Annotated in this window: 11 protein-coding genes; 6 read left to right on the top strand and 5 right to left on the bottom strand. The window is 67.8% G+C overall.

All coding sequences use genetic code 11. The features are described from left to right. Nucleotides 1-61: 61 nt before the first annotated feature. Together J2X06_RS11900 and J2X06_RS11895 are read right to left on the bottom strand one after the other, a co-directional pair. Nucleotides 62-484, bottom strand: a complete 423-nt coding sequence (locus J2X06_RS11900; protein WP_310062684.1) for a DNA polymerase III subunit chi — start codon at nucleotides 482-484, stop codon at nucleotides 62-64. Nucleotides 485-489: 5 nt separating this feature from the next. After that, entirely contained in the window at nucleotides 490-1968 is a 1479-nt protein-coding gene (locus tag J2X06_RS11895; RefSeq protein WP_310062681.1) for a leucyl aminopeptidase, read from the bottom strand. A 154-nt stretch (nucleotides 1969-2122) separates the two neighbouring features. Here J2X06_RS11895 and lptF point away from each other — a divergent pair, with 154 nt between their 5' ends. Together lptF and lptG are read left to right on the top strand one after the other, a co-directional pair. Continuing rightward, complete coding sequence (gene lptF, locus J2X06_RS11890; RefSeq protein ID WP_310062678.1) at nucleotides 2123-3214, top strand: LPS export ABC transporter permease LptF; 1092 nt, start codon at nucleotides 2123-2125, stop codon at nucleotides 3212-3214. Next, on the top strand, nucleotides 3211-4311 hold the full coding sequence (gene lptG, locus J2X06_RS11885; RefSeq protein ID WP_310062675.1) for an LPS export ABC transporter permease LptG: 1101 nt from the start codon (nucleotides 3211-3213) through the stop codon (nucleotides 4309-4311). Before lptF ends, lptG begins: the two co-directional genes overlap by 4 nt. 155 nt (nucleotides 4312-4466) lie before the next feature. Here the strand turns inward: lptG and J2X06_RS11880 are convergent, their stop codons facing one another. Further along, nucleotides 4467-4943 (bottom strand): RDD family protein, encoded by a 477-nt coding sequence (locus tag J2X06_RS11880; protein WP_310062672.1) that lies wholly within the window; start codon nucleotides 4941-4943, stop codon nucleotides 4467-4469. Nucleotides 4944-4967: 24 nt separating this feature from the next. Between J2X06_RS11880 and xerD the strand changes: the two genes are divergently transcribed. The 3 genes from xerD to purL all read left to right on the top strand — a co-directional run bounded on the left by xerD (nucleotide 4968) and on the right by purL (nucleotide 11190). After that, nucleotides 4968-5921: a site-specific tyrosine recombinase XerD gene (gene xerD / locus J2X06_RS11875; protein WP_310062669.1), complete on the top strand. Its 954-nt coding sequence runs from the start codon at nucleotides 4968-4970 to the stop codon at nucleotides 5919-5921. Nucleotides 5922-6253: 332 nt separating this feature from the next. Next, complete coding sequence (locus J2X06_RS11870) at nucleotides 6254-7120, top strand: DsbC family protein (protein WP_310062666.1); 867 nt, start codon at nucleotides 6254-6256, stop codon at nucleotides 7118-7120. Nucleotides 7121-7275: 155 nt separating this feature from the next. Further along, nucleotides 7276-11190 carry a phosphoribosylformylglycinamidine synthase gene (purL, locus tag J2X06_RS11865; protein WP_310062662.1) on the top strand — a complete coding sequence of 1305 codons (3915 nt, stop codon included), beginning with the start codon at nucleotides 7276-7278 and terminating at the stop codon, nucleotides 11188-11190. An 89-nt stretch (nucleotides 11191-11279) separates the two neighbouring features. Here purL and J2X06_RS11860 read toward each other — a convergent pair whose 3' ends face one another. Further along, a complete protein-coding gene (locus tag J2X06_RS11860) occupies nucleotides 11280-15503 on the bottom strand; it encodes an HYR domain-containing protein (protein ID WP_310062660.1) in 4224 nt (1407 codons plus the stop codon). Between the two features lie 109 nt (nucleotides 15504-15612). Next, nucleotides 15613-16284 carry a helix-turn-helix transcriptional regulator gene (locus J2X06_RS11855; protein ID WP_310062657.1) on the bottom strand — a complete coding sequence of 224 codons (672 nt, stop codon included), beginning with the start codon at nucleotides 16282-16284 and terminating at the stop codon, nucleotides 15613-15615. A 214-nt stretch (nucleotides 16285-16498) separates the two neighbouring features. Here J2X06_RS11855 and gspE point away from each other — a divergent pair, with 214 nt between their 5' ends. Continuing rightward, nucleotides 16499-18217 (top strand): type II secretion system ATPase GspE, encoded by a 1719-nt coding sequence (gspE, locus tag J2X06_RS11850; RefSeq protein ID WP_310062656.1) that lies wholly within the window; start codon nucleotides 16499-16501, stop codon nucleotides 18215-18217. Nucleotides 18218-18300: the final 83 nt, after the last annotated feature.

Here is an 18300-nt window from a genome sequence, read left to right as displayed (position 1 = left end):
CTTTGCCGTGAGAGCAACAGCAAAATGGACTCCTGCTATCGCAGGAATGACGACATCAGGGTTACATGTCGTATTTCTTCAGTTCCAGGCCACGCGCCTGGTACTGCTTCCAGCGCTCGCGCAGCGGACCGCGTGCGGAATCGTCGGCCGGCACGACTTCAAGCACGCGGTCGAAGCTTCCCGATACCGGCTCGTCGCGCAGGTTGATGACCAGTGCACGCATCGGCGTATCGACGTCGGGCGAGGCGATCAGCACGGGCGTGAGCTCGTCCTCCTGGTCGCCAGCGATCTGGTGCGGGATGTAGGCCTCGTCGTCGAACGCCCACAGCAACTCGTCGAGTTGCTCGGCCTGCTCGGCATCGCGGGTCAGCACCAGCGTCCACAGGTTGGCGTCGTGCGCCTTGCGGGCGAGCTCGCAGACGAGCAGCAGCGGTTCCTCGCGGAACCGCTCCTTCTGGATCAGATAGAAGTCGGCGCGGGGCACCGGACTCAGGCCGCGCGATCCAGCAGCCACTGGCTCAGCAGGCCGACCGGACGTCCGGTGGCCATGCCGCGCTTGCCTTCATCGCTGGCGCTGCCGGCGATATCCAGGTGCGCCCAGCGCTGGCCCTCGGTGAAGCGCGCGAGGAAGCAGCCTGCGGTGATGGCGCCGGCCCAACGGCCGCCGATGTTGTAGACGTCGGCGAAGCTGGATTCCAGCAGGGTCTGGTACTCGTCCCACAGCGGCAGGCGCCAGGCACGGTCGAAGACGTTCTCGCCGGCATCCAGCAGCTCGGCCGCCAGGTCGTCGTGCTTGCTCATCAGGCCGGAGGCGAACTTGCCAAGCGCGATCATGCAGGCGCCGGTGAGCGTGGCGACATTGACCAGCGCCTGCGGCTCGAAGCGCTGCGAGTAGGTCAGCGCGTCGCACAGGATCAGTCGGCCTTCGGCGTCGGTATTGCCGACCTCGATGGTCTTGCCGGACATGCTGGTCAGTACGTCGGAGGGGCGGTAGGCATCGGCGTCGGGCATGTTCTCCACGGCCGGCACCACCACCACCAGGTTGATCGGCAACTGCATGCCAACCGCGGCGACGAAGGTACCCATGACGGTGGCGCCACCGCACATGTCGTACTTCATCTCCTCGATCCCGCCCTGGGTCTTGAGGTTGATGCCGCCGGTGTCGAAGGTGATGCCCTTGCCGACCAGCACGTAGGGCTTGGCATCGCCACCGTTGCTGTACTTCAGCACGATCAGCTTGGGCGGGTTGGCCGAGCCGCGGCCGACCGCGAGCAGCGAGCCCATGCCCAGTTCGGTCATCTGCGCCACGTCCAGCACCTCGCACGAGGTGGTCGGGAAGCGACTGGCGAATTCCTGCGCCTGCTGCGCCAGGTAAGCCGGGTTGCAGATGTTCGGCGGCAGGTTGCCCAGCTCGCGGGCGAACTGCACGCCGGCGGCGATCGCCTGGCCTTGTGCCTGGGCCAGCTTGTCATCGCCGAGGATGGACAGCTTGCGCAGGCCAGCCTCGTCCTTCTTGCGGGCGGCGGCGCCCAGCGTGGCGGTGTAGCGATAGCAGGCGTGGTCGGCGGCGATCACGGCCTGGCGGATCGCCCAGGCCGTGTCGCGGCCGGCGACCGGCACTTCCGACAACGTGAACAGCGCATTGGCGATCGGCCCGCTCCTGAGCGTACGCGCGACATCGCCGACGGCCTTGAGGTACTGCGGCACGCCGAACTTGCCGGCATCGCCCAAGCCCACCACCAGCAGGCGCGGCGCCGTGACGCCCGGCAGGTCGTGCAGCAGGGCGATCTTGCCGGTCTTGCCGCTGATGTCGCCGCGCTCCAGCAGGGTACGCAGGCGGCCACCGCTGACCTCGTCCAGGGCCTGCGCCGTCGGCGTCAGGCTGTTGTCGGCAAAGGCGCCAACGACGATGCAATCGGTTTGCGCGGCATGGGGGGTGTCGCGGTTCAGGTCGAATTCGAGGGCCATCCAACAGATTCCCGGCAGATAAAAAGGAAGAGTTCCGTACAATCGGGCGGCTGAGTAGGGGCGCAACACCCCCTGGCCGCGCCCGGCGCAGCCAACTCACGCCCTCGGGACGAACCCCCGAGTTTAATGCACCCCGCCCGGAAGCCGAAGCCTGATGCCCAAGCTGGACCGTTATCTGCTGAGCGAGCTCGCCCAGAGTGTCCTTGCGACCCTGGTCGTGCTGCTGATCGTCTGCCTGGGCGGCGTCTTCGTCGACGTGCTCACGGACATCACCCGGGGGCGGGTCCCGCCTGGGTTGATGCTGATGCAGTTCGGCCTGGTGCTGCTGCAGTGGCTGCCTCGCATCCTGCCGCTGGCGCTGATGCTGGGGTTGATGCTGGGGATGGGCCGCCTGTACCGGGACTCGGAGATGCCGGTCCTGGCATCGATCGGCGTCGGACCCCGGCGGATGCTCAAGCCGCTGATGCTGGTGGTGTTGCCGCTGGTGGCGGTGGTGGCCGCCTGCTCACTGTGGCTGGCGCCATGGGCCGAACGCGTGTCCAAGCAGATGATCAACGAGGCCAACCGCAACCTGCTGGTGGCGGGCCTGGAGCCCGGGCGCTTCACCGAGCTGCCCGCCGGCAGCGGCCAGGGCGGCGTGATCTACATCGGCAGCATGTCCAACGACGGCAGCCGGTTCAGCCGGGTGTTTGTCTATCGGCAGACCGAGGACCGGCGCGTGGTCACCACGTCCGATGACGGGCAACTGAGCGTCGATGCCAATGGCGATCGCTACCTGAGTCTCAACAAGGGCTTCGAGGTCGAGGGGCCGCGGGCGGCAGGGCTGGACTACAACCTGCTGCGCTATGCCCGCAACGACGTGCTGCTACCGGCCATTGAGAGGAAGTACGACCCGAATTCGCCCGAGCTGATGCCGACGACCCGGCTGTTCGGCGATTCGCGGCCCGAGGCCAACGCGCAGCTGCATTACCGCATTGCCCCGCCGCTGCTGGCGTTCGCGTTCGCGCTGATGGCGATACCGCTGGCGCGCAGTTCGCCGCGGGAGGCGCGCTACGGCCACATGCTGATGGGCTTCCTGGCCTACCTGATCGGCATGAACCTGATGATGGCCGGCCAGGGCTGGCTGGAAGACGGCAAGATCGCCGCCGTGCTCGGCCTGTGGTGGCTGGTGTTGCCGACCCTGGCGATCGGCCTGTGGGTGTATTTCGCCGACGGCCGCCTGCGCCGCCGGAAAGGATGGCTATGAGGCTGATGCCAAAAATCCACGACCTGTATGTCGGCAAGGTCGTGCTCGGCACGGTCCTGCTGACCTGGGCCGTGCTGCTCGGCCTGGACGTAATGCTCGGTTTCGTCACCGAGTTCAGCGACGTCGGCGAGGGCAACTACGGGCTGCTGCAGGCGGTGACGGTGATGGCGTTGTCGGTGCCGCGCCGCGCCTACACGCTGTTCCCCCATGCTGCTGTGATCGGCTCGCTGATGGCGCTGGGACAGCTGGCGGCCAGTTCAGAGCTGACGGCGCTGCGCGCGCTGGGCCTGTCGCGCCGACGCCTGAGTCTCAGCGTGGCCGCCGCGCTCGCCCTGCTGACCGGGCTGATGGTCATCAATGGCGAGACGCTCGGCCCCGCCGGGCAGCGTCGCGCGGACTCGCTCAAGGCGTCGGCCAAGTCCAAGAACATGATCGTCGCGCAGTACTCCGGGCTGTGGGCGCGCGAGGGCAACGTGATCCTCAACGCCAACGGCGGTCAGGAGCGTGAGAAGGACGGCGACCGCTGGTTGGAGCTGCGCGACGTCTTTCTTTACGAATTCAGCGACGACGGACGCCTGAAGTCGACCGCGACCGTGGGCCAGGCCGAGCATCGCCCCGGCGGCTGGCTGCTGCGCAACGTGACGCGCATCCATTTCACCGACCGCTCCGTGCACGAGACCCACGTGGGCGAGGAGCGCTGGAATTCCAAGCTCGATGCGGTGGCATTGACCGCGGGCCTGGAGAAGCCGCGCTACCTCACCGCCGGCCAGTTGCACGACGCGACCAACTACCGCCTGCGCAACAATCTGGACGCCAGCGAATTGCAGGAACATTACTGGGGGCGCTGGTTCTATCCGATCAATGCGCTGGCGCTGTGCCTGGCGGCGATTCCGTTCGCGTTCGGCACCTTGCGCAGCGGCAGCATGGGCAAGCGCCTGTTCATCGGCATCATCTTCGCGCTGAGCTTCTGGCTACTGCAGACGCAGTTCGTGCGCCTGGCCGGCGTGTTCAAGTTCGACTATCGCGTGGCGTATCTGTTGCCGACACTGATCATGCTGGGCGTATCGGCGGCGCTGTTCAAACGGCGCTCCGGCTGAGGACGTCACATGGGCGCGCCTCAGCGCGCTTCGCACTACGCGTTACCGGGCCCGTTTTGGTACCCGCACCATTCGGGTTCCGCTGGCAAGGTCGTGCCGCGCCACGACTGATCTGGTAAGCCTGTGCAAATGAGCGCGCCGCAGCGCGTGTGGCTCTACACGTTGCCGGGATGCTTCTTGGGTACCCGCATCATCCGGGTTCCGCTGGCGCGGTCGTGCCACGTCAACCGATCGGGATCCCACCACGCCCACCAGAACCCCAGGCCGCCGAGCAGCAGCGAGGCCGTCCCGATGGTGTAGCGAATCCACAGCCGGGACCACGCCGGCTTTTCGGCGCTGGCCGGGAGCACACGCAAGCGCCAAGGCCGCATGCCCAGGGTTTGCCCGCCGCGACGCCAACTCAGCGTGGCGTAGAGCCCTGTAATCAACCACAGGGCGAATAGCTCCAGCCAACCCGCGAGCGTGTCGCCGTAGATGGGTTCGCCGCCATGGATCAGCATGGCGGCGGCGCCCGTTGCGAACCACAACCCCAATGCCGGAAAAAAGTCGTAGAGCAAGGAAAGCATGCGCCAGCCGACCAATGCGGCTGGTTTGGATACGGTTGGCTCGGCGGCGCTATCGGTGGCAGTCATTGCATCAGCATATAAGCTTGCCGCATGAGTCCGCACACCCCCGCCGAACGACGTACGGTTGCCATGGCATTGCCGGCGTTGCCGCAAGCCGACGCGACGGCTGTCAACGCCTTCCTCGACGCGATCTGGGCCGAGAACGGCCTGGCGCAGCAGACGCTGGACAGTTACCGGCGCGATCTCGAACTGCTCGCGCGGTGGCGAGACGGGCGCGGCGGCGGCCTGGTCGCGGCGGATCGCGCGGCGTTGTTCGATTACCTGGCGTGGCGCGCGAAGCAGGGCTACTCGCCGCGCAGCAATGCGCGCCTGCTATCGGCATTGCGCGCGTTCTATGCCTGGTGCGTGCGACGGGGCACCCGCAGCGACGACCCGACGGCGCTGCTGGAGCCGCCCAAGCTGCCGCGTTCGCTGCCGAAAGCCTTGGCGGAAAGCCAGATCGAGGCGCTGCTGGCGGCGCCGGATATCGCGCAGCCGCTGGGGCTGCGCGATCGCGCGATGCTCGAATTGATGTACGCCGCGGGCCTGCGCGTGAGCGAACTGGTCAACCTGCCATCGACTGGGGTCAACCTGCGGCAAGGCGTGCTGCGGGTGATGGGCAAGGGCAGCAAGGAGCGCCTGGTGCCGCTGGGAGAGGAGGCGCAGCACTGGCTGGAGCGTTATCTGGCCAACGCGCGGCCGCTGCTGGCGGGCAAGCGCGCGCTGGCGCCGCTGTTCATCGGGACCACCGGCGAAGCGCCGACCCGGCAGCAGTTCTGGCTGCTGGTGAAACGCTATGCCGCCGTGGCCGGCGTCGATCCGGACAAGATCAGTCCGCACGGACTGCGCCACAGTTTCGCCACCCATCTGCTGAACCACGGCGCGGACCTGCGCGCGCTGCAGATGCTGCTGGGCCACAGCTCGCTATCGACCACCCAGATCTACACGCTGGTGGCGCGCGAGCAGCTCAAGCAACTGCACGCAAAGCATCATCCCAGGGGATAAGGCAGGTCGCTTGTGCGGCACTGCCTGACGCTTACCGAATGCCCCGGCTAATGGCCGGGCCAAGCGATCCAGAGACGCTCAGTCGCGCCATGGACGAAGATGCAATCGAAGACGCGCTCCGCGGCACTGCCGCGCGGCCTGCCCAACGCCCGGCCATGGAGGCAGCGACAGGCAGCCCGGCCGCTCGCCCCGGTGCCGCACGTATCACGGTGGACTTACCAACGCGCCAAGGACCGGGACCGACGGCACTGGCCGGTTCAGGCGGTCATGCCACAATCCGCGAACCTCCCCCATCGTCAGCGGTCCCAAGCGGGCCGATGTCAGGACACCACATGAAGCGCACTCTCTTCGCCCTCGTTGGCGCCATCAGCCTCTCTGCCTGCGCCCAGGCCCCGGATCCGGCCAAAGCGCCAGGTGCGATGGCGAGCAGCGCCAACAGCGCCCCCAAGGCGCCTGCCAGCGCTGCGCCAAAGGCCGGCACGCCGGAGGCGAGGGCGGTGGAGGCCATCGCCAGGCTCAACCCGCAGGTCAAGGCAGACAAGGTGGGCGCGGCGCCGATTCCCGGCTTCCAGGAGGCCATCGTGGCCGGCCAGGTGGTCTATGTCAGCAACGACGGCCGCTACCTGTTCCTGCCGGGTTCCGGTGGCGCACTGTTCGACGTCGATGCGCGCAAGAACCTCAGCGAGGGCGCGCTGGCCTCGATGCGCAAGGAGCTGCTGAAGACCATTCCGGTCAGTGAGCGCATCGTGTTCGCGCCGGCCAATCCCAAGTACACCGTCAGCGTCTTCACCGACGTGGAATGCGGCTATTGCCGCAAGTTCCACAGTGAAATCGCCGAGTACAACCGCCAGGGCATTGCCGTGCAGTACCTCGCGTTCCCGCGCATGGGCCTGGGCAGCGACGACTACAAGAAGATGGTGTCGGTGTGGTGCGCGCCGGATCGCCGCAAGGCGCTGACCGACGCCAAGGCCGACCACCAGGTGCAGAGCCGGTCGTGCAAGACCAGCGTCAACCAGCAGTACGACGTCGGCCAGCGCGCAGGTCTGACCGGCACGCCGATGATCCTGGCCGCCGACGGCACCCAGCTGGGCGGCTACATCCCGCCGGCGGCGCTTCGCGCCACGCTCGACAAGCTGGCCGCCGAGTCGGCCAAGGCCGCCCAGGCCGGTCCTCCGGGCGGCGCGGCCGGCAGCCGCTAAGCCCCGCAAAGCTTGCCCAGAAGCCGCCGGCCTGGCCGGCGGCGGACCTGCCGGGCGGCCGCGAGCCGTCCCGACGGCAGTTCCGATCCCCCCGGACGCGCCGCGGCCCGTCGTTCGTTACAATGGCCGGCCCGACGTTGCACGGTTCCCCGGACATGATCGTCCTCGAGGGCGCATCCGCCCTGTCGCCGTTCCGCCGCGAGCGGCTCCAAGCCCGCCTGCAAGCCCTCCATCCGTCCGTCCGCCTGCTCGGCGCATGGCCTGTCTATTGGGTCGAGCCCGAACCGGGCCAGACGCCGGACGTCGAACCTTTGCGGCGCATTCTGCAGGCCGAACCGGCCGAGGCCGCGCGCGAAGCCGACGCCATTTCGCGCTACGTCACTCCGCGCCTGGGCACGCTGTCGCCATGGGCCAGCAAGGCCACCGAGCTGCTGCATGGGGCCGGACTGCCGGTGAAGCGCGTCGAGCGCGGCACGCGTTACGACCTGACCGGCTGGCCGACCGATGCGGCGACGCAGGGCACGCTGGCCAAGGTGCTGCACGATCCGATGACGCAGTCGCTGCTGGAAGCGCGCGACGATGCGGCGGCGTTGTTCGCCGTGCCCGCGCGCGGCGGTCTGGAGCGCGTGCCGCTGGCCGATCTGGAAAACGCCAATGTCCGCCTCGGCCTGGCCCTGGCCGACGACGAGATCGCCTACCTGCGCGAGCGCTACGCCGCGCTTGGGCGCGAGCCGGCGGACGTCGAACTGATGATGTTCGCGCAGGCCAATTCCGAGCACTGCCGCCACAAGATCTTCAACGCGTCGTGGACCATCAACGGTCGTGAGCAACTGCACAACGGCGGGCCGCAGTCGTTGTTCAAGATGATCAAGAACACGCACGCGACCACGCCCGAGCACACGCTCTCGGCGTACAGCGACAATGCCGCGGTGGTCGAAGGCTACGCCAGCCGCCGTTTCCGTCCGGATCCCGGCAGCCGTGCGTATCGCGCCGAGGCGCAGGTCGATTCGGCGTTCGCGATCAAGGTCGAGACGCACAATCATCCGACCGCGATCGCGCCGTTCCCCGGCGCATCCACCGGCAACGGTGGCGAGATCCGCGACGAGGGCGCGACCGGCCGCGGTGGCCGTCCCAAGGCCGGCCTGTGCGGCTTCAGCGTGTCGCACCTGCGCATCCCGACGCTGCCGCAACCGTGGGAGACCGAGCGCAAGCTCAACCCGCGCATGGCACCGGCGCTGGAGATCATGCTCGATGGCCCGATCGGCGCGGCGGCGTTCAACAACGAGTTCGGCCGTCCCAACCTGACCGGCTACTTCCGCAGTTTCGAGCTCGACGAAGGCACCCATGCGCGCGCCTACGACAAGCCGATCATGCTGGCCGGCGGCCTCGGCGCGATCGATCGCGTGCAGGTGAAGAAGCTCGGCATGAAGCCGGGTGATGCGGTGGTGGTGCTCGGCGGTCCGGCAATGCTGATCGGCCTGGGCGGCGGCGCGGCCAGTTCGGTCGCCTCCGGCGATAGCCACGAGGACCTCGATTTCGCCAGCGTGCAGCGCGACAACCCGGAGATGGAGCGCCGCTGCCAGGAAGTCATCGACCGCTGCGTTGCGCGCGGCGCAGACAATCCGATCGCCACCGCGCACGACGTCGGCGCCGGCGGATTGTCGAACGGCATTCCCGAGTTGCTGCACGACTCCGGCCTGGGCGGCGTCATCGACCTGGCCAAGGTGCCGAGCGACGACCCGTCGCTGTCGCCGATGCAACTGTGGTGCAACGAGTCGCAGGAGCGCTACGTGCTCGGCGTGCCCGCTGACCGCATCGCCGAGTTCGCCACCATCTGCGAGCGCGAGCGTTGCCCGTTCGCGGTGGTGGGGCATGCGACGGCCGAAGAACATCTGGTCGTCGGTTACGGCGCGACGGTCGACAACGCCCGCGAAGCCGGTCGCGACTGGCCCATCGATCTGCCGATGGACGTGTTGTTCGGCAAGGCGCCGAAGATGCATCGCGATACCCGCCATCCGCCTGCAGCGCCGTGGCCGGAGCTGGAGTGGCACGACCTGGATCTGCGCGAGGCCGCGCTGCGCGTGCTGGCGCATCCGACGGTGGCGTCCAAGAACTTCCTGGTCACGATTGGTGATCGCACCGTCGGCGGCCTCACCGCGCGCGACCAGATGATCGGTCCGTGGCAGTTGCCCTTGGCCGATTGCGCGATCACGTTGTCGGGCTTCGACGGCGTGGTCGGCGAGGCCATGGCGATCGGCGAGCGCACGCCGCTGGCGCTGCTCGATGCCGCCGCCGCTGCGCGCATGGCAGTGGGCGAGGCGATCACCAACCTGTGCGCCGCGCCGGTGGAATCGCTGGCGCGCATCAAGCTGTCGGCCAACTGGATGGCAGCGGCCGGCCACCCCGGCGAGGACGCGCTGTTGTTCGACGCGGTCAAGGCCGTGGGCATGGAACTGTGCCCGGAGCTGGAGCTGAGCATCCCGGTCGGCAAGGACTCGCTGTCGATGCAGGCGCAGTGGCACAACGACGGCGCCGCGCACAAGTCGGTGTCGCCGGTCTCGCTGATCGTCAGCGCGTTCGCGCCGGTGCTGGACGTGCGTCGCCAGCTCACGCCGCTGCTCGTGCGCGAGGAGGAATCCGAGCTGTGGCTGATCGGCCTGGGTGCCGGCAAGCAGCGCCTCGGCGGCTCGGTGCTGGCGCAGTGCTTCCCCGAGGCCAATGGCAACAGCCCGCTGCCGGCCTTCGCCGGTGGCGTGCCCGACCTCGACGACCCGCAGCGGCTGCGCGATTTCTTCGAACTGATCCGCGATGCCCGCGAGGCCGGCCTGCTGCAGGCGTACCACGACCGCTCTGACGGCGGCGCGTTCGCTGCGTTGTGCGAAATGGCGTTCTGCTCGCGCCTGGGCCTGGACATCAACCTCGATGGATGGGGGGATGATCCGTTCCGCACGCTGTTCAACGAGGAGTTGGGCGCCATCGTCCAGGTCTCGACCGAGGACCGTGCCGAGTTCGCCGACCTGGTGGCCCGCCACGGCCTGATCGACTGCGCGCAGCGCATCGCCAGGCCGACCACGGCGCCGGTCGTACGCGTCCGCGAAGAGGGCAACACCCTGGTCGAGTGGCGCTGGGACGAGCTGTTCGATGCCTGGTGGGCGACCAGCCACGCGCTGCAGAAGCTGCGCGACAACCCCGAGTGCGCCGACGAAGAGCGCGCTGTCGCACGCGACTTCAATGCTCCGGGCGTGAAGCCGAAGCTCGGTTTCGATCCGGCGCACGATATCGCCGCGCCGTTCATCAACACCGGCGTGCGACCGAAGGTGGCGATCCTGCGCGAACAGGGCGTCAACGGCCAGATCGAGATGGCGGCGGCGTTCGACCGCGCCGGCTTCGAGGCCTTCGACGTGCACATGAGCGACCTGATCAGCGGACGCTTCGCACTGGCGGACTTCAAGGGCCTGGCGGCCTGCGGCGGCTTCAGCTACGGCGACGTGCTCGGCGCCGGCCGCGGCTGGGCGACCTCGGTGCTGGAGCGCAGTGCGCTGCGCGACGCGTTCGCCGCGTTCTTCGCGCGGTCGGACAGCTTCTCGCTGGGCGTGTGCAATGGTTGCCAGATGCTCTCGCAGCTCAAGCCGATCATCCCCGGCGCCACGCACTGGCCGAAGTTCCTGCGCAATCGCAGCGAGCAGTTCGAAGCGCGATTGGGTCTGCTGGAAGTGGTCGAGTCGCCGTCGCTGTTCTTCCGCGACATGGCCGGCTCGCGCATTCCGGTGGCGGTGGCGCACGGCGAAGGCCGCGCCGAGTTCGACAGCACGCTCGACCAGAGCGCCGCGCACGTCTCGCTGCGCTACGTCGACGGCAACGGCCAGCCGGCCACGCGCTATCCGCTCAATCCCAACGGATCGCCCGACGGCATCACCGGCCTTACCACTGACGACGGCCGCGCGACGATCCTGATGCCGCACCCGGAGCGCACGCTGCGCAGCGTCAACCTGAGCTGGGCACCGCGCGATTGGAGCGATGACTCGCCGTGGATGCGCATGTTCCGCAATGCGCGGGCGTGGGTGGGGTGAGTGGCGTGATCATGTGACGCGCCAGGCGATATTCGGCGCATGAAAAAGCCGGGCCCGAAGGCCCGGCTTTTTTGTTGGCGACGCGGCGCTTACTTGAACGAGAAGTTGGCGGTATGCACGCTGCCGTCGCTGAGCTTCACCTGGATCTGCCGGCACGTTCCGGCCCACGACTTCTCGCTCTTCCAGACATAGATGTACTGGTTGGCGCTGGCGTCGTATTGCAGGCTGCTCTGCCCGGCGGTGACGGTCTCCAGCAGCGGATCCTCGAGTGCGCCGCCGCAGGTCATCGGTGCCGACTTCGGATAGCCCGCCGCCATGATCGCCATCCCCTGGTTGCCGCCGAGGCCGAACTTCAGCGGTATCGCGCTACCCGCCTTGGAGCTGTTGAGCATCGGCGCCATGTCGACCGGGCGGAAGAATCCGTTCCAGGCGTAGCTGACATTGACCTTGAACGAGCCCGAGGCCGTGTTGCCGTGGTTGTCGGTGGCACTGCAGGCGACGGTGTTGGTGCCCACCGGGAACGTGCTGCCCGAGGCCGGCGAGCAGTTCACCGTAACTGCGCCGTCGACGATGTCCCACGCGGTCGGCTGGGTGTAGGTCACCACCGCGGACGAGTTGCTTCCGGCGAACGCGCTGACGTCACCGGAGTAGTAGATCTGCGGGGCGGTCTTGTCCTGCACGGTCACGGTGAAGCTGGCCGTGCCCGTGTTGCCGGAACCATCGGTGGCCGAGCAGGTCACGGTCGTCGCCTGGATCGCGAACGTGCTGCCGGAAGCCGGCGAGCAGGTGGTGGTGACGGCGCCCCACACCAGGTCGCTGGCGCTCGCGGTGAAGGTCACGACGGAACCGGCCGCCGAGGCCGCTTCGGTGAGGATGTTCGCGGGCACGGACACCGTGGGCTCGGTCGTGTCGACAACGGTGACGGTGAAGCTCGCGTGGCCGGTGTTGTTGTGGCCGTCGGTGGCGGAGCAGGTCACCGTCGTCGAGCCCAGGGCGAATGTGCTGCCCGAAGCGGGTGCGCAGGTGGTGCCGACATTACCGTCGACGAGGTCGACTGCGCTGGCGCTGAAACTCGCGACCGCGCCGCTGGCCGAAGTCGCCTCGCGCACGATGGTGGCGGGCACCGAGACCGCGGGAGCGGTTGTGTCGGTGACGGTCACCGTGCTCGTGGCGGTGCCTGTGTTACCAGCGGCGTCCTTGGCCGACCAAGTGATCGTCGTGATGCCGACCGGGAATTGTGTCGGCGCATCGCTGGTGATCAAGACCACGCCGACGGCGTCGGTGGCGGTCGCATCGTCGTGGGTGACCGTGGTGAGCGGGCTGGTAGCTTCCGTCGTTACGTCAGCGGGCGGAGTGACGACGGGCGCGATAGTGTCCCGCACCGTGACGGTGAAGCTGGCGTGGCCGGTGTTATTCGATCCGTCGGTGGCCGAGCAGTTCACCGGCGTCGACGTGATCGCGAACGTGCTGCCCGAGGGCGGCACGCACGAAACGTCAACGTTGCCCCAGACCAGGTCGACCGCCGTGGCGGCGAAGGTCACGCTGGCGCCCGCGGCCGAGGTCGCTTCCTCGACGACTTCGGTGGGTACGGACAGTGTCGGCTCGGTGGTGTCGACTACCGTGATCGTGAAGGTCACCGGATCGGCCATGTTGCCGTGGGCGTCTTTCGCGTTACAGGTCACGAGGTTGTTGCCTAGGCCGAACGTCGAGCCCGAGGTGGGTGCGCAGGTGGCCGCGCCGACACCATCGACGATGTCGTGCGTCGCAGGGCTGGCGTAATCCACCGGAGCACCATTCGGGCCGGTGGCTTCGACGCCGGGAATGTCGGCGTGCGGATCGATCGTCGGCGGGGTCTTGTCCACCACCGTGACCGTGAAGGTCACGGGGCTGGCCGGGTTGCTGTGGGCGTCCGTTGCCGAGCAGGTCACCGGAGTGGTGCCTAGCACGAACGTCGAGCCGGACGCCGGCGCGCAACTCGCGGTGCCGTCGCCGTCGACCAGGTCGTGGGTGGCGGGGCTGGTGTAGCTGACCGGAGCGCCGTTAGGGCCGGTGGCTTCGATGTTGGCGATGTCGGCGTGCGGCTCGATCGTCGGCGGCGTCGTGTCGACCACGGTGACCGAGAACGTGACCGGCAGGGCCGCGTTGTTGTGCGCGTCCTTCGCCGTGCAGGTCACCAGGTCGCTGCCGAGGCCGAAGATCGAAGGCGAGACCGGCAGGCAACTGGCGGTGCCCGGCCCGTCGACGGCGTCGCTGGTCGCGGGGCTGTTGTAGAAGATCATGGCGCCGTAGGCACCCGTCGCCTCGATGGGGCCGACGTCGCCGGGAGTGGCGATGGTCGGCGCGGTCGTATCGACCACGTGGACGGTGAAGGTGACCGGTGCGGCCGCGTTGCCGGCACCGTCGTTCGCGGAGCAGGTCACCGTCGAGTCACCGAAGGCGAACTGCGAGCCTGACGCCGGTGCGCAGGTTGCCGTGCCGACGCCTTCGACAATGTCGTGCGTGGCCGGGCTCTGGAAGTTCACGCTCGCGCCCAGTGCACTGGTCGCTTCCTCCGTGACGTCATCGTGCATGTCGATCGTCGGCGCGGTCTTGTCCTGCACCGTGACGGTGAAGCTGCCGGTGCCCTTGTTGTTGTGCGAGTCGGTGGCCTGGCAGTTCACCGTGGTCGTGCCGAGCGCGAACGTCTCGCCGGAGTTGCGATCGCAGGTAGCCGGCGCGTTGCTGCCGTCAACGATGTCGTTGGCGCTAACGGAGAACGTGGCCACGGCGCCGGCGGTGGAGGTGGCCTCCAGCGTCATTGGCGATGGCAGCGTCAGCGTTGGTGCCGTCGTATCCAGCACGTGGATGGCGATGTTCACCGGCGTCGCAGCATTGCCGTGGCTGTCGGTGGCGTTGCAGGCCACCGTCGAATCGCCGACCACGAAGTTGCTGCCGGACGCCGGAACACAGGTTGCATTGCCTGCGCCGTCGACGGCGTCGGTGGTCGTCGCCGCGAACGTCACTGCGGCGCCGCCCGGCCCGGTGGCCTCCACGCCGACTGAAAGCGGCGCGGTGATGACGGGTGCGATGGTGTCGGCGACCGTGACCTTGAAGGCGGCGCTGGCGGGGTTCTGCGCCGAGTCCTTCACGCTGCAGCCGACATTGGTTGCGCCGAAGGGGAACAGGCCCGAGGGAGGCGTGCACGCGAGCAGGAAGCTCAGGTCGCCGTCGACGGCATCGAAGGCCGACGTGCCGAGGTTCACTGTGGCGCCGGCGGCGGACGTCGCCTCGATGGTCCTGTCCTGCGCGCCGGAGATGATCGGCGGGGTGATGTCATGGATGAAGACCCAACAGGTCGCGGAACTGGAGGCGCTGTTCGTGTCCGTTACGGTCAGCTGGAAGCGCACCAAGCCCGTCTGCTGGAAACCCAACGAGGGTGTATTTAAGGTAACCGAGGCGGTGTTCCAGGCGGATACGCCGGAGACCAGCGGCAGGCCGTCCAGTTGTTGCCAGCGGTAGGACACTATGCCGCCGTCACTGTCGGACGACGCATTGCCGTTGAGGGTGACAGAGGCGCGCTCATTGACGTCGAGTGGGCAGCTCAAGACCGCTGTCGGGGCGTCGTTGGTCCACTGTACGTTGACCAGCGTGTCCGCCGAGTTCTGTAGGCTTCCGTCGGAAACGGTGAGGCGGAAGGTCAGGGTCGTGGTCGCCGCCACGTTGGGCGCAAGGAATGACGCCTGCGCCTGGCTCGAATTGGCCAGGACGACCACCGGTCCCGTTCCCACCTGCGCCCAACTGTAGGTCAGGGGATTGTTGTCGGGATCCGAGGACGAGCCACCATTGAGCGTGACCAGTTGGCCCTCGGTCGAGGAGGACGGCGAGGCCGAAGCGACGGCATGCGGCGCCTGATTGGGAGCAATGACAGTGTCTTTGATGTTGATGTTGACTTCTTCAAAGTCGGAGCCGGAGCAATTGCCGCCGGGTCCGGTAACGGTCAGTCGCAGCACTGCGCTTTCGCCAAGCGGGCCCACATCGGGGACCGTGACCGTCACGGTGGGCGTATTGGCGTTGGTCAGCGTGATCTGGGCGCCGCTGACTCGGGTCCACTGGAACGTGCCGCCTGTGCTCGGTTTGGAATTGCTGCTGCCGAGAGTCTGCGTCGTCCTGACCCAGCCGTTTTGGGTCTGCGTGTAGTCGAACAAGCTGACGTTTTTGGACCCGTCGATCTTGGCTTGAGGACAGGGGTCGGCCAATGCGGGCCCGCTGGCCAGCGCGAGCAATGCGGTGCAGACAAGCAAAGCCCGGCGACCGGGCGTCGAGAAGCGCTTCATGATGTCCCCCTGTGATCCCCTCGGCACCCCATAGGGGCCGGTTTCGGACAACGCTAGGAGCCGGTTTCGGGCGAGTCATCACCCACGTGGGTGAACCCCCACGAGCGGATCAGCTGCCCAGACGGGCGGCTACCAGCGCGACCAGGCCGGCCTGTGTGTGCGTCGAGGTCTTCTGCATCGCCGCCTTGATCTGGCTGCGCACGGTATGGATCGACTTGCCGGCGCAGCGCGCGAATTCGTCGAGCGAGCCCATGGCGTAGAGCCCGATCGCGCATTCGGCTTCCTTGCGGGTCAGCAGGTACTCGTTGCACAGCCGCTGCAGGCCGCGTTCGACCGGCGCCTTCTCGTGCACTTCCAGCAGCAGCACCTCCGATACCGGCAGGTCGGGGCTGACGCCGAAATCCAGCACCTGGACCTGCAGAGTCGCGGCCGTCCGGCCGTCGGTGCCGACGAGTTCGACCGTCTGTGGATGTGCTGGCCCCAGCGACCGCGCCCGACGCACCGCCGCGCCGAAATACTGGTCGTGGGCCGGGTCGGCGAACAACAGGCGGCTGTCGCGCATCCTCACCAGTCCCTCTCCGGTGAATTGCACACGTGCGGCGGCATTGGCATGCCAGACCCGGAGCGTGGCGTCCGGCACCAGCAGCACGATGGATTGCGACAGCAGGTCCAGGGTCGCCGCCAGGCAGCGCGCCTGGGCGATCCAGAGCAGTTGCTCGGGACGTTCCTCCCGATGCACGCGACGCTCGGTCGTGCGGCGCGGCAGGCCGTTATCCGCCATGAACGGGCTCCCCTCCCCAGGTGCAATCAACATAGCCATGTCGCCGGGCACTCGGCCGTGAAGGGAAAGTGGGTACCGGACGAATGGCCCCGGACGGCCGGTGAATGGGCGTAATCGCGTTGCTGCCGGGACGGATGCCGCGAGGGCGGGTCGCGCGCATTCGGGGGAGCCTCATCACCGAACTGGTAAAGTCGGACGCAAACAGGAGGGCGATGTGAACGCAGTCGTCAACGACATCGGAGTCGAGGGCAGCGCCGACGAGCGCATCGTCGCAGCACTGCTCGCCAAGGGCCGGCTCAAGGATGCCGACCTCGCCCGCGCGCGCCGCCTGCAGGAGGAAACCGGTGGCAACCTGCTCACGCTGCTGGCGCGGCTGGGCCTGGTGTCCGAGCGCGACCACGCCGAAGCCGCCGCGGCGGTACTGGACCTGCCGCTGGTGAGCGCCAAGGACGCCCCTGAGCTGCCTCCCGAAGGCGTGGCCCTGACCCCGAAGTTCATGAAGCAGTTCGCGGTCTGCCCCGTCGGAGAGAGCGACAGGGCGGTCGACGTGCTGATGGCCGACCCGCAGGACGCCTACACGCTCGATGCCCTGCGCCTGGCAACCCAGCGCGAGGTGCGTCCGGCGGTGGCCCTGCGCTCGGAGATCGACGACCTGATCGAGCGCTGGTACGGCCAGGGCCGCAGCGCCATGGGCGCGATCATCGAAACCGCGGAAGGCGAGGGCGGCGGCGACCTGGAGGATGTCGAACACCTGCGCGACCTCGCTTCCGAGGCGCCGGTGATCCGCCTGGTCAACCTGATCATCCAGCGCGCGGTCGAACTACGTGCGTCGGACATCCATATCGAGCCATTCGAGAACCGTCTGAAGGTGCGCTACCGCGTCGACGGCGTGCTCAACGAAGGCGAGAGCCCGCCGGTCAACCTCACAGCCGCCGTGATCAGCCGCATCAAGATCATGGCCAAGCTCAACATCGCCGAGCGCCGCCTGCCGCAGGACGGCCGCATCATGCTGCGCGTCCAGGGCAAGGAGCTGGACCTGCGCGTGAGCACCATGCCGACCTCGCACGGCGAAAGCGTGGTGATGCGCCTGCTCGACCGCGAGACGGTGGTGTTCGACTTCAAACGGCTGGGTTTCACCGACCAGTTCCTGCCGCAATTCCAGAGGGTCCTCGAACAGCCGCACGGCATCTTGCTGGTGACCGGCCCGACCGGTTCGGGCAAGACGACCACGCTGTACACCGCGCTGAGCAAGCTCAACACGCCCGACGTCAAGATCATCACCGTCGAGGATCCGGTCGAGTACCAGATCGAAGGCATCAACCAGATACAGGCCAAGCCGCAGATCGGCCTGGATTTCGCCCATGCGCTGCGTTCGATCGTCCGCCAGGACCCGGACATCATCATGATCGGCGAGATGCGCGACCTGGAGACCGCGCGCATCGCGATCCAGTCCGCGCTCACCGGCCACCTGGTGCTGTCGACGCTGCACACCAACAATGCCGCAGGTGGCATCACGCGCCTTCTGGACATGGGCGTGGAGGACTACCTGCTCACCTCGACCATCAACGGCATCCTCGCCCAGCGCCTGGTGCGCCGGCTCGAACCGGTGCATGCCGAGCGTTACCTCGCCAGCCCGGAGGAAATCGAGAAGTTCGCGTTGCGCCGCTATCAGCCGCACGGCGACATCTACCTCTATCGCGCGCGTGGTTCGGCGATCGCGCCTACCGGCTACCTCGGCCGCACCACGATCATGGAATTCCTGGTGATGAACGACGAGCTGCGCCGCGCGGTGATGCGCCACGCCGGCATGGGCGAGGTCGAGCAGCTCGCGCGCGACGCGGGCATGCGCACGATGTACGAGGACGGTATCGCCAAGGCGCTGGCAGGCGAGACGACGATCGAGGAAGTGCTGCGGGTGACGGAAGACGCATAGCCGGCTCTTCACCGCGCATCGGTGCAGATGCCGAAAGCCACGTCCTTGGATTCCCGCCTGGCGGGGGAATGACGAGTAACGAT

Origin of the sequence: Lysobacter niastensis, assembly GCF_031457115.1 — a bacterium.
Taxonomy (GTDB): domain Bacteria; phylum Pseudomonadota; class Gammaproteobacteria; order Xanthomonadales; family Xanthomonadaceae; genus Lysobacter_J; species Lysobacter_J niastensis_A.
This window is presented reverse-complemented; position numbering and strand designations above follow the sequence as displayed.